10 protein-coding genes are annotated in these 11,875 nt (G+C 72.5%); 3 read left to right on the top strand and 7 right to left on the bottom strand.

Annotation, left to right across the window (positions count from 1 at the left end):
- Positions 1-136: 136 nt before the first annotated feature.
- Together ABDW35_RS21190 and ABDW35_RS21185 are read right to left on the bottom strand one after the other, a co-directional pair.
- Positions 137-790: a glutathione S-transferase family protein gene (locus ABDW35_RS21190; protein WP_343715869.1), complete on the bottom strand. Its 654-nt coding sequence runs from the start codon at positions 788-790 to the stop codon at positions 137-139.
- 68 nt (positions 791-858) lie between these two features.
- A complete protein-coding gene (locus tag ABDW35_RS21185; RefSeq protein WP_343715868.1) occupies positions 859-1,461 on the bottom strand; it encodes a methylated-DNA--[protein]-cysteine S-methyltransferase in 603 nt (200 codons plus the stop codon).
- A gap of 211 nt (positions 1,462-1,672) precedes the next feature.
- Between ABDW35_RS21185 and ABDW35_RS21180 the strand changes: the two genes are divergently transcribed.
- Complete coding sequence (locus ABDW35_RS21180) at positions 1,673-1,924, top strand: DUF1127 domain-containing protein (RefSeq protein WP_343715867.1); 252 nt, start codon at positions 1,673-1,675, stop codon at positions 1,922-1,924.
- 15 nt (positions 1,925-1,939) lie between these two features.
- Here the strand turns inward: ABDW35_RS21180 and ABDW35_RS21175 are convergent, their stop codons facing one another.
- Positions 1,940-5,200, bottom strand: coding sequence for a hypothetical protein (locus ABDW35_RS21175; protein ID WP_343715866.1), 3,261 nt, complete (start codon positions 5,198-5,200; stop codon positions 1,940-1,942).
- Between the two features lie 134 nt (positions 5,201-5,334).
- Between ABDW35_RS21175 and ABDW35_RS21170 the strand changes: the two genes are divergently transcribed.
- The gene (locus ABDW35_RS21170) at positions 5,335-6,075 is read left to right on the top strand and encodes an SIMPL domain-containing protein (RefSeq protein WP_343715865.1); all 741 of its coding nucleotides are present in this window, start codon (positions 5,335-5,337) and stop codon (positions 6,073-6,075) included.
- 155 nt (positions 6,076-6,230) lie between these two features.
- Here the strand turns inward: ABDW35_RS21170 and ABDW35_RS21165 are convergent, their stop codons facing one another.
- Positions 6,231-6,677 (bottom strand): lytic transglycosylase domain-containing protein, encoded by a 447-nt coding sequence (locus ABDW35_RS21165; RefSeq protein WP_343715864.1) that lies wholly within the window; start codon positions 6,675-6,677, stop codon positions 6,231-6,233.
- Between the two features lie 155 nt (positions 6,678-6,832).
- Between ABDW35_RS21165 and ABDW35_RS21160 the strand changes: the two genes are divergently transcribed.
- Positions 6,833-8,914: a 3-hydroxyacyl-CoA dehydrogenase NAD-binding domain-containing protein gene (locus ABDW35_RS21160; RefSeq protein ID WP_343715863.1), complete on the top strand. Its 2,082-nt coding sequence runs from the start codon at positions 6,833-6,835 to the stop codon at positions 8,912-8,914.
- 27 nt (positions 8,915-8,941) lie between these two features.
- Here the strand turns inward: ABDW35_RS21160 and ABDW35_RS21155 are convergent, their stop codons facing one another.
- The 3 genes from ABDW35_RS21155 to ABDW35_RS21145 all read right to left on the bottom strand — a co-directional run bounded on the left by ABDW35_RS21155 (position 8,942) and on the right by ABDW35_RS21145 (position 11,855).
- Entirely contained in the window at positions 8,942-11,113 is a 2,172-nt protein-coding gene (locus tag ABDW35_RS21155) for a molybdopterin cofactor-binding domain-containing protein (RefSeq protein WP_343715862.1), read from the bottom strand.
- A gap of 11 nt (positions 11,114-11,124) precedes the next feature.
- Entirely contained in the window at positions 11,125-11,598 is a 474-nt protein-coding gene (locus ABDW35_RS21150) for a (2Fe-2S)-binding protein (RefSeq protein ID WP_343715861.1), read from the bottom strand.
- An 86-nt stretch (positions 11,599-11,684) separates the two neighbouring features.
- Complete coding sequence (locus tag ABDW35_RS21145; protein ID WP_161790492.1) at positions 11,685-11,855, bottom strand: hypothetical protein; 171 nt, start codon at positions 11,853-11,855, stop codon at positions 11,685-11,687.
- Positions 11,856-11,875 lie beyond the last annotated feature (20 nt).

The following is an 11,875-nucleotide window of genomic DNA, read 5'->3' as shown; positions in this document are numbered from 1 at the left end:
GCGCCGAAATGGAAGGCCAGCAGCTTGCGGGCATGGTCGACGGCGTGGGCCGAGCAGGGATGCACCGCCTCCGCCCGGGCAGCGCCAGCGGCTGCCAGCAGCGCGACGGCCGCGGCCGCCGGGAGAAGCCGGTGCCTCATGCCGCGCTCGGCGCCGCGTCGCGGGCCTGGGCACGCTGCACCGCCGGGCGGGCGGCCAGGGTGGCGAGATAGGCGGCCAGGGTCGCGTTCTCCGGCAGCTTGCCCCAGCCCTGCAGCCATTGCAGCAGCGACCCGATCAGCACGTCGGCGGCGCTGAACCGCTCGCCGAGCAGGTACGGCCCGCCGGCCTGCAGCGCCGTCTCCACCCGCCGCAGCGCCTCGGGGAAGGAACACCAGCCGATCGCGCTGGCCGGCGGTTCCTCGCGGCGCGGGAACACCGAATCGGACAGCGCCGGCTCGAGCACAGAAGGGCAGTAGGCGATCCAGGTGGCATAGGCGGCGCGCTCGCGCGAGCCGACGGGCGGCGCCAGCCCGGCCTCGGGCACGGCGTCGGCGACATAGGCGCAGATCGCGGCGCTCTCGGTCACCACCGCCGGCGGCGACCAGTCCCCGGCCGGGCCGCGATCGGCCAGCGCCGGCACCTTGCCGGCCGGGTTGATGGCGAGATAGGCGGGGTCCTTGTGCGTCGCCTTGGCGAAATCGTGCGGCGCGATCTCGAACGGCACCCCCGCCTCCTCCAGCAGCCACAAAGCGCGGCGGGAGCGGGAGCGTGGCGCATGGTGCAGGACGAAGCGCGGCGTGACGGTCATGGCGAAGGCCCCCCGATTGTCGTGGCGCCGCAGTGAACCACAGGTTTCAATCGTAACGCGAGGGTGTGTCAGCCGGATGTCGCCCCGCCGGGCGGCAGCGTGACCGGCAGGGCGAGGGCCTGGACCGCCAACGACAATGTCTGCGGCCTTGCCCCTTCCAACTCGAGCAGCGCGGCCTTGCGATACAGGCCGCCGCCATAGGCGGTCAGCGTGCCGTCGCTGCCGACCAGGCGATGGCAGGGCACGATCACCGAGATCGGGTTGGCCCCGTTGGCGGCGCCGACCGCACGGGCCGCCTGCGGCCGGTCGAGCTGCAGCGCCATGTCGCGATAGGTCAGGGCCGTGCCGCAGGGGATGGCGCACAGCGCCGCCCAGACCCGGCGCTGGAACGGCGTGCCGAAGGGGGCCAGGGGCAGGTCGAACACCCGGCGCCGGCCGGCGAAGTATTCGGCCAGCTGCGCCGCAATCGGGCGAATGAGGACGGGGTCGGCCGGCCCCGTCCGCAGCCCCTCCCGCGCCAGGCGGCGCTGGCTGAAGGTCGGGGTGCCGTCGGAGCCTTCGAAATCGAGGCCGACCAGGGCGCCGGCGGCGTCGACCAGGGCCAGCATGGGCCCAAGCGGCGTGTCGATCCGCCCGGCGGTGATCGGGGGGATGGGCTCGGCGAAGGTCATCGTGGCATCAGGCCCGGAGGGGCCGGCGGCGGCAACCTGAATCTTGCGGCCGCCACGCCCGCACCAGCGCGTCCAATAGGAGCCAAGTCGTTTTCAGGAGTAGCCGGACTCCCGGATCCGGAAACCATCCTGCAGCACGGACCGGCGACAGTGATGCTCCCGAAACCGGGGTCGCGACCACAGTCGTCCCACGGACCCCAGAGGACGGATCATGAGCATCCATAGCGTTCAGCCGACCCTTCTGCCCCGCAGCATGGTCGGCATCCTGCCCCGCCGCCCGTCACCGATGCGGCGCCTGGCCGCCTCCGTCGCCGATCTGTGGCGCCGCATGGCCGAGCATGATCGCCTGCGTCGCGACCATCGGCGGCTGGAGCAGATGACCGACCACGAGCTGCGGGATATCGGCCTGCGCCGCGCCGGCCCGCGCCAATTCGTGCACATCAGCGACGCGGAGGGCGGCTGACGCCGCCCTTCGGGGTCAGCCGCGGCCGTAGCGCCGCCGCTCCCCGCCCCGCACCAGCTCCACCGCCAGGTCCGGGTGGCCGGATGGCAGCAGCGGGTCGAGGATCCGCTCGCCGAAGCTGCGCTGCAGGCCGAAGACGTGGCGCAGCATCAGGTTGGTGGTCAGGCCCGGCCCGCTGGAATAGACCCGCCAGCCGCCATCCGCGGCGATCGCCCCCTGTTTCACCAATGCCCAGTCGGCGCCGGCCGCATAGCGGTCGGCGAAGGCGGCGTCGCTGGAGCTGAAATAGGCGTTGCGCTGACGCGGCGTCGCGTTCGGCACCACCTCGGTCGACGCCACCGGGCTGGCCTGCAGCAGGATCCGCCACACCGCGTCGGCCTCGCCATGCGCCGCCATGGCCTCGCCGGCGCGGAGATGGGCGTGGGTGTACATCAGCCCGATCTCGCGGCCGAAGAAGGCCGCGGATTCGGCCCGGCGGAACAGCGTCTCAACCCCGCCGCGATAGGCCACCGGCCGGTCCATCAGCCGGATGCCGTCCGGGAAGGTCAGGTGCTCGCGGATCAGCCCGAGATGGCGCTCCACCGCCTCGCCGGCGAACAGCCCGGCGATCAGCGCCCGCTTCATCGGCAGCAGCGAATAGTGCAGGCCGGTGCGGGTGTCGTCCGGGTGCAGCAGCAGCTCGGCCACGGTGCCGTCGGGGTTGAACACGGCGTAGCCGGCCAGCACCCCGTCGCGCACCAGATGGCGCTGCAGGTCCCAGTGCATCGACCCGGCCAGCGCCTCGATCTCGCGCGCCTTGGCCGCCTGCCCGGCGTGGCCCAGCACCCCGGCCCAGCGGTTGAGCTGCTGGATCAGCAGGGCGACGGTCCAGGCGCTGACCATCCAGTCGCGCAGATGCGGGTCGACCGGCTGCAGCGAGTCGTTCCAGTCGCCCTCGCCATAGCGCAGCAGCCTTGTGCCGGGGATGAACCGCTCCTGCACCACCGCGACGATGCGGTCGATATGGGCCGAGACCGGGTCGCGGCGCTCGGTGCGGGTGAAGTCCTGCTCGTTGCGCCAAGCCACCGACTCGTCCAGGAAGGCCATGTCGCCCGTGGCCTCGATGTAGTCGCACAGCGCCTTCAGCGGCCAGACGATGACGTCGCCATGGGCGTGCCGGTCCTGGATCGGCGCGTAGGGCTCCAGCATGAACCATTGCGGCCAGTCGCCCCGGCCTTCGTATTGCTGGGCGAAGACGGTGCGCAGCACCTCCTTGGCCGCCGCGTCGTGCTCCAGCGCCAGCAGGAACTCGACCGAGCCCTGGCAGACGTCGCGCGTGCCCCAGGCGCCGCCGGTGTACTGCTCCAGCCCGTGCGGCACGGTCAGGTGGATCATCGCGTCATGCGCCAGCCAGGGGAAGGCGGCGTCCAAAGCCGCGCCCTCCGACCCGCCGCCGGTGACGCGCAGGCCGCGCGTCACCTCCGCCCAATGGGCGTTGGCCGAGCCCAGCATCTCTTCGAAGGACACGCCGGCGGCGTAGCGGTCGGCCAGGGCGGCAGCCGCGGCGGGGTCGGTCAGCGACCCGGTGACGGCGAAGCCGAAGCCGGACACCGCGCCGGTGCGCAGCGCGACGTACCCGCCGCCGCGCCCCGGCCCGTCGGCATACAGCAGCTCGTCGCCGCCGACCGCCTCGATCGCCTCGGGGGTCGGCGTCACCAGATGGTAGATCGCGTCGGGATAGCGCTGGCCCCACAGCCAGTCCGGGTCCGGCCGGAAGGCGATGCGCTTGGCGGCGGCGTCGATCGACACCCGCCCGGCCTGCTCCAGCTCGCGCTCGCCGAGCACGAGGTGGCCGAGAACCAGGAAGCGGCAAGCCGCGCCCTCGACCTCCACCCGCCACTGCATCGCCGTGTCGGCGCCGGAGATTGCGGCGCGGACGGTGACGGTGCGGCCGCCGAAGCGGTAGATCCAGCGCGCCTCCGCCAGCCCCATCTCGAAGGCGGACGGCACGGACAGCAGGCGCCACCCCTCACCGGCATCCACCAGGATACGCAGGCCGGAGGCGCGGGTGATGTTGTAGGGGTCGCGCGAGACCGAGAACAGCTTGTGGAACGAGGTGTTGCCGACGGTCAGCTGGGCGGCAAACACGCCATGCGCCCACACCGTGGCGCAGAGCAGGTCGTCGGCCGGCAGCAGCGCGGCGCCGGAGCGCAGCAGCGCGCCGTGGCGGCGGCGCAGGTCCCGCTCCTTCGCCCGCAGCACGACGTGGCGGTTCAGGTCGCCCTCATCGACGAAGAAGGACTGCAACGCGCCGTCGCGCGTCTCCTCCAGCCGGCGGGCCGGCCACAGCCCGTCCAGCGCGGCGGCGTCGAGATCCTCGGCCACCAGCGGCGCCGCATCCTGCAGCAAGCCGCGCACCGGCATCTCCAGCGCCACCTCGGTCGGGCGGAAAGCTTCCGCCGCCTTCAGCGCCTGCTCGACCACCGCCAGGTCGCTGTCGTCCGAGGCGGCCTTGTGGTCGGGCACGAAGACGCCGAAGAAGCTCCAGGCGGCCTTGGCGCCGGGCGCCAGCGTCGCGGGGGCGGAGGCGATGGCCGGGCAGGCGACCTCGTGCTGCAGCCGCTCGCTCGGCAACTCGCCCGTCATCTCGGCCCGGTCGCGGAAGCCGGGGCCGAAGCTCTGCGCCGCGTCGGTGGCGAAGCCGGCCGCGCCCTCCAGGCAGCCATGCGCCACCCAAGGATTCCGGCCGCTTTGCGCCAGGGCCTGGCGGCTCATCACCACGGGGCCTAGCCGCGGATGCCGGGCGACATGGTGGTCGGTGTATTGGGAGCCATAGGCTTCGTTGTTCATCAGGAAGCCGCGGCTGCCGAGGCCGAGATCCTGCAGCAGCACCGCCGAGACCTCGGCCGCCGTGGCGCCCGTGTTCTCGACCTCGACCCGCCACAGCCAGAGATCGGCGTCCGGCGCCAGCCACAGCGTGGCGCGATGCGCCAGCCCCTCGGCCTCGCCGGCCCAGACGAATCGGTCGGTCCCGACGCCGGCCTGCAGCCGCGCCGCGGCGCCGACCGCCTCCACCACCCGGCCGCCGCTAAGGCGCAGCAGCACCCGGCCGATGCCGCCGGCGACGGGCGACCCCAGCACCTGGTTGACCAGCACCGGATCGCTCTTGTCGTCCGCCCGGTGCGACAGGGCGAAGATCGTGCCGTTCGGCAGCAGGGCGGCGGCGAGGCCGGTCTGGTTCTCGATCCGGCGCAGCCCGAGATCGGCGTCGCGCGGCAGGATGAAGTCGGCGGTCATTGTTGGTCCCTCCGTCCGGGCTCCCCTTCTACCCCGGCCCGGAGCCGATGCCTATGGGACCCGATACCTGCCTTGTCATCGTCGCAATTCGTCTCTCTACTCCGCGCCAACCACAACCCATCCGGGAACCGACCATGACCCGTTTCCGCTCCAGCCTGCTCGCCGCCGCCCTGCTCGCCGCCGTGGCGGTGCCGGCCACCTTCGCCGCCACCGCGCCGGCGATGGCCGCCGAGGCGGGCCAGACGGCCCAGACCCTGTCCCTGACCGGCGAGGGCACGGCCAGCGCCGCGCCGGACCAGGCCACCGTGACCAGCGGCGTCACCAGCGAGGGCAAGACCGCGCGTGAGGCGGTGGACGCCAACAGCAAGGCGATGGCCGCGCTGCTCGACGCCTTCAAGAAGGCCGGCATCCAGGCGTCCGACCTGCAGACCAGCGGCTTCTCGGTGCAGCCGCGCTACGCCCAGCCGAAGGAGGGGTCGAGCGAGGCGCCGCATATCGACGGCTACGAGGTGCGCAACCAGGTGACGGCCCGCATCCGCGACCTGACCAAGCTGGGTGCGGTGCTGGACACCGCGGTTAGCACCGGCTCGAACCAGATCGACGGCATCAGCTTCGGCGTGACCGACGAGGCGCCGGTGCTGGACAAGGCGCGCGAGGCCGCGGTGGCCGATGCGAAGCGCAAGGCCGAGCTGATCGCCAAGGCGGCCGGGGTGAAGCTGGGCCGCATCCTGGCGATCGCCGAGCCGGGCACCGACACCGGCCCGCGCCCGATGATGGCCGCCTATGCCATGGACAAGCGGTCCGCCGTCCCGGTCGAGGCCGGCGAAAGCGAGTACACCGCCCGCGTCAGCGTGACCTGGGAGATCGTGCAGTAAGAAGGCGCTCAACCGCCCAGGGACCATTGAGACTGCGCTGGCGTGAGTCGACTGGTGGTGGTTTCGAGAACCGGAGCGCAGCGGACGTTAAGTCCGTGAGCACCGGAAGCGGAGAAACCGCCATCAGACGGCCGCGCCAGTAGCGGTATCAATGGTCACTGGCCCTGGATGATGTGGATCGCCTCATACACCCGCCGGACCTGGTCGGCGTAAGACCGGCCGGCCGCCAAGTTCTCCGGCCCGGCATTGTAGGCGGCCACCGCCGTCCAGATGTCCTTGCCGCCGGTGGCCGCGCGCATCTCGCGCAGGATCTCGCCGCCGACCAGCAGGCAGACGCAGCGGTCGGCCAGCAGCTGCTCGCGGGTGACGCCGAGCGCCGCCAGCCGCGGATAGTGGATCGAGTTGATCTGCATCATGCAGACATCCTCGCTGCCATTGCCGTTCGCGGCGTTCACCGCCTGCTGCCGCCAGCGCGTCTCGACATAGGACATGGCCAGGATCAGCTCGACCGGCACGCCGGCCTGCAGCGCCGCGCGGGCCATGCAGTCGCCGGCCATGGCCGGGCCGGGCCGGAGCAGGGCCAGCGCCGCCAGCGCCGCCACGGCCGCCTGCCTCCCCGTTCGTGCCGCCCCGTGATGCCGAGCCATCGGACCCCGCCGCCATGCCGTCGGAAGGACCCGAAGCCTATACCATCCGGCTTGCGGATCAACGACATCGCCTATACCGAAGGGTGTGATCCGCCGAAGGGAGAGGGCCGATGGACAAGGTGCGCAGCAGGATCGAGGACGACGTCGCCGTCGTCTCCATCGCCAGCCCGCCGGTCAACGCGTTGGATGCCGAGGTGCGTGCCGGCCTGGCCGAGGCGGTGCGCCGCGCCGATGCCGACCCTGTTGTGCGCGCCATCGTCATCGCCGCCGAAGGCCGCACCTTCATCGCCGGCGCCGATATCAGCGAGTTCGGCAAGCCGTCGGCGCCGCCGTCCCTGCCGGAGGTCATCGACGCGCTCGATTCGGTCGGCAAGCCGATCGTCGCCGCGATCGGCGGCGCGGCGCTGGGCGGCGGGCTGGAGGTGGCGCTAGGCTGCCACGCCCGCATCGCCGGCCCGGCGGCCAAGCTGGGCCTGCCGGAGGTCAAGCTGGGGCTGATCCCCGGCGCTGGCGGCACCCAGCGGCTGCCGCGGCTGATCGGCGCCGCGCCCGCGTTCAAGATGATGGCGGACGGCGCCCCGGCCTCCGCCGCCCAGGCCCGCCAACTCGGCATTGTCGACGCGGTGGCCGAGGGCGACCTGCTGGCGGCGGCCAAGGCCAAGGCGCTGGAGCTGGCCGGGTCCGGCACGCGTCGGCGCAGCCGCGACCTGGACCGGCAGCAGCAGCCCGGCGGCCGCGAGGCCTTCGAGCAGGCGGCGGCCGAGGCGCTGAAGCGCAGCCCGGACCTGCCGAACATCGCCGCCCTGGCCGAGGCGGTGCGCGCCACCTTCACCGAGACCTTCGAGGCCGGTCTGGCGCTGGAGCGCGCCCGCTTCATCGCCCTGGTCGCCGACGACCGGTCCAAGGCCCTGCGCTACGCCTTCTTCGCCGAGCGCGAGACCGCCCGCGTGCCGGGGCTGGCCAAAGATACGCCACGGCGGCCGGTCCATCGAGCCGCGGTGATCGGCGCCGGCACCATGGGCGCCGGCATCGCTGTCTGCTTCGCCAATGCCGGCATTCCGGTCACGGTGATCGAGACCACCGACGAGCTGCTGGCCCGCGGCCTGGACCGCATCGCCGGCACCTATGCGGCATCGGTCAAGCGCGGCAGCCTGTCGGCGGAGGAGCAGGACCGGCGGATGGCGCTGGTGACCGGCCAGGTCGGGCTGGAAGCGGCGGCCGACGCCGATGTGGTGGTCGAGGCGGCGTTCGAGGACATGGAGCTGAAGCGGCAGATCTTCGGCACGCTGGAGCGCGTGGCGAAGCCCGGCGCCATCCTGGCCACCAACACCTCCTATCTCGACGTCGACCAGATCGCCGCGTCGACCGGCCGCCCCGGCGACGTGCTGGGGCTGCATTTCTTCAGCCCGGCCAATGTCATGCGCCTGCTGGAGGTGGTGCGCGGCAAAGCCACCGCGCCGGAGGTGCTGGCGACGGCGCTGGATCTCGGCAAGCGGCTGGGCAAGGTGCCGGTGGTGGTCGGCGTCTGCCGCGGCTTCGTCGGCAACCGCATGCTGGCCCGCCGCACCCAGGAGGCCGAGCGCCTGCTGATCGAGGGCGCGCTGCCGCATGAGGTCGACGCCGCCCTGACCGGCTTCGGCTTCCGCATGGGGCCCTTCGCCGTCAGCGACCTAGCCGGGCTGGACATTGCCTGGCGCAACCGCAAGTCGCTGGGCCAGACCGCGCCGGTGGCCGACGCGCTGTGCGAGGCCGGGCGGCTGGGCCAGAAGGCCGGCCGCGGCTACTACCTCTACCCCGAGGGCGCCCGCGGTGGCGTGCGCGACCCGGAGGTGGAGGCGCTGCTGCAGCAGGTCTCCGCCCGTCTGGGCGTCGCGCGCCGCCCGATCCCGGCCGAAGAGATCGTCGAGCGGCTGGTCTATCCGATGGTCAATGAGGGTGCGCGGATCCTGGAGGAGGGCATCGCCGCCCGCCCCGGCGACATCGACGTGATCTGGATCAACGGCTATGGCTGGCCGGCCTGGCGCGGCGGGCCGATGCACTATGCCGACCAGGTCGGGCTGAAGACGGTGGCGGCACGGTTGGACGCCTTCGCCGCCGCCCGGGGCGAGCCGGCGCTGGCCCTAGCGCCGCTGCTGCGCCGCCTGGCCGAGGCTGGCCAGGGCTTCGCCGACTGGGCCGGGCCGGCGCGCTGACCGGCGCCCCGGCACGGCCCCGCCGCATCACACCGCCGTCAGGTCGTTCTTCGCCAGCGGCAGGCTGCGGATGCGCTTGCCGGTGGCGGCGAAGATCGCGTTCAGCACCGCCGGGCCGGCGACCGCGATGGTCGGTTCGCCCACCCCGCCCCAGAAGCCGCCGGAGGGGATGATGATCGTCTCCACCGCCGGCATCTCGTCCATCCGCAGCAGGGTATAGGTGTCGAAGTTCTCCTGCTCCATCCGGCCGTCCCTGACCGTGCATTCGCCATAGAGGCAGGCGGACAGACCGTAGACGAAGGAGCCTTCGACCTGCCGCTCGATCTGCGCCGGGTTGACGGCGTGGCCGGGGTCGGTCGCCGCGACGATGCGGTGGATCCGGACGCGGCCATCGGCGACCGAGATCTCGGTGGCGGCGGCGACATAGCTGCCGTAGCCCATCATCTGGGCCAGGCCGCGATGCACGCCCGGCGGCGGCGCCGTCTCCCAGCCGATCCGCTCGGCCACCGCGTCCAGTACCGCCAGATGCTTCGGATGGTTCGCCATCAGCTTGCGGCGGAAGGCCAGCGGGTCCTGCCCGGCGGCATGGGCCAGCTCATCCATGAAGCATTCGAGGTAGAAGGCGTTCTGGTTGAGGTTGACGCCGCGCCAGAAGCCCGGCGGCACCGGCGGGTTGCGCATCGCGTGGTCGACCAGCAGGTTGGCGACGGTGTAGCCGATCGCCCCTTCCGTCCCGCCGGGGTTGACGCCCTGGAACACGATCGGGTCCATGCCGTTCTGCAGGCCTTCCGGCCGCAGCGACGTCAGGATCGACTGGCCGGAAATCCGCATGTGCAGCGCCGTCAGGTTGCCCTCCGCGTCCAGCCCGCCGGTCAGCCGGCACTGCGTGGTCGGGTGATAGACGTCGTGCAGCATGTCCTCCTCCCGCGTCCACAACAGCTTGACCGGCGTGCCGGGGATCTGCCGGGCGATGCGCACCGCCTGACGGACATAGTCGTGGACGCCGCGCCGGCCGAAGCCGCCGCCGAGATGCAGCCTGTGCACCTCGCACTGGCCCAGCGGCAGCCCGGCCGCTTCCGCCGCCGTGGTCAGGGCAGCCTCGCCATTCTGGGTCGGACACCAGACCTCGCAACGCTCCGGCGTCCACACTGCCGTCGCGTTCATCGGCTCCATCGTGGCATGGGCCTGGTACGGATAAGCGTAGTCGGCGGTGATCGTCTTCGCCGCGGCGGCCAGCGCCGCCCGCGCGTCGCCCGCCCGGTTGCCGGTGAAGGCCTCCTCCGCATCGAGCCCGGCCGCCAGCACATCGGCAATCGAGGCGCTGGAGACGCCGGTGTTCGGCCCCTCGTCCCAGACCACCGGCAGCGCCTCCAACGCGGTCTTGGCCCGCCACCAGGTGTCGGCCACCACCGCCACGGCGGTGTCGTCGACCTGCACCACCCGGCGCACGCCGGGCATGCCGGCGACGGCGGCGGCGTCGAAGCTCCTCAGCCTGCCGCCGAAGATCGGGCAGGCCTTGATCGCGGCGTTCAGCATGCCGGGCCGCACGATGTCGGCGCCGTAGACCTGCCGGCCGGTCAGCTTGTCCGCCGTGTCCAGCCGCGGCAGCGGCTTGCCGGCGATGGTCCAGTCCTTCGGGTCCTTCAGCCGGATCTCGGCCGGCGGCTGCAGCCGGGCCGCGGCCGTGGCCACCTGGCCGAAGGTGGTGCTGCGGCCGCTGGCGGCATGGGTGATCACACCCTTGTCGACCGCGCAGTCCGCCGCCGGCACCTGCCATTCCGCTGCCGCGGCCGCGACCAGCATCTCACGCGCCGCCGCCCCGCCCTTGCGGACATAGTCCTGGGATTCGCGGATGCCGCGGCTGCCGGTCGTGGAGAAATTGCCCCAGACCCGGTCGCGCGCGACACTTTCGCCCGGGGTCGGGTATTCGGTGGTGACGCGGGACCAGTCGCAGCCCAGCTCCTCTGCCACCAGCTGGGCCAGGCCGGTCAGCGTGCCCTGCCCCATCTCCGCGCGGGCGATGCGGATCACCACGGCCTCGTCCGGCTGGATCACCACCCAGGCATTGACCTCGGGCACCGCCTCAGCCGCCAGGGCCTCACCGGCGAAGGGCACGCGGAAGCCCAGCGACAGCCCGCCGATCGCGGCGGCGCCGCTGACGATGAAGCCGCGGCGCGAAAGGCTCTGCACGATCGTCATTCCCGCCTCCCTCAGCCGTTCCGGGCCGGGCCGCCATCGGCGGCGGCCTGCTTGATCGCCGCCCGCACCCGGTTGTAGGTGCCGCAGCGGCAGATGTTGGTGATCTCGCCGGAGATGTCGTCGTCGGTCGGGCTGCGGTTCTGCTGCAGCAGGGCCGCCGCGGCCATGATCATGCCGGACTGGCAGTAGCCGCATTGCGGCACGTCCAGCGCCGCCCAGGCCTTCTGCACCGGGTGCGAGCCGTCGGGCGACAGCCCCTCGATGGTGACGATCTGCTGCTCCGGCGCGATGGCGTTGACCGGCATGGCGCAGGACCGAGTGGCGACGCCGTCGATATGCACGGTGCAGGCGCCGCACTGGGCGATGCCGCAGCCGTATTTTGTGCCGGTCAGGCCGATCTGCTCCCGCAGCACCCATAACAGGGGCGTGTCGGGCTCGACGTCGACGCTGCGCTCGGTTCCATTGATCCTGAGGGTGAAGGCCATGGCTGCCTCGCGGTTGGGCTGGGTGGGGCCGGGTCGTTGTCATGCGGAGTGCGGGCACCGGGTGGGGGCCGGTGCCCGCCCCCGCCTCAGCCCGGCTTCGCGTCCGAGGCCGGCGCCGGGGCCTGCGTGGTGGTGGGCGTGCTTTGCCCGGCCTTGGCGTTGCGCTGGATGCAGCCGTCGCCCTGCGCCAGGGCGGTGCCGATGGTCGCCAGCAGCGCGAAACCGGCCAGGACCGGAACCGGGATTCTGGTGATCACATCATGTCTCCTGAGGTTGT

This window comes from Inquilinus sp. (genome assembly GCF_039594555.1).
In the GTDB taxonomy this organism is placed as follows: domain Bacteria; phylum Pseudomonadota; class Alphaproteobacteria; order DSM-16000; family Inquilinaceae; genus Inquilinus.
This window is presented reverse-complemented; position numbering and strand designations above follow the sequence as displayed.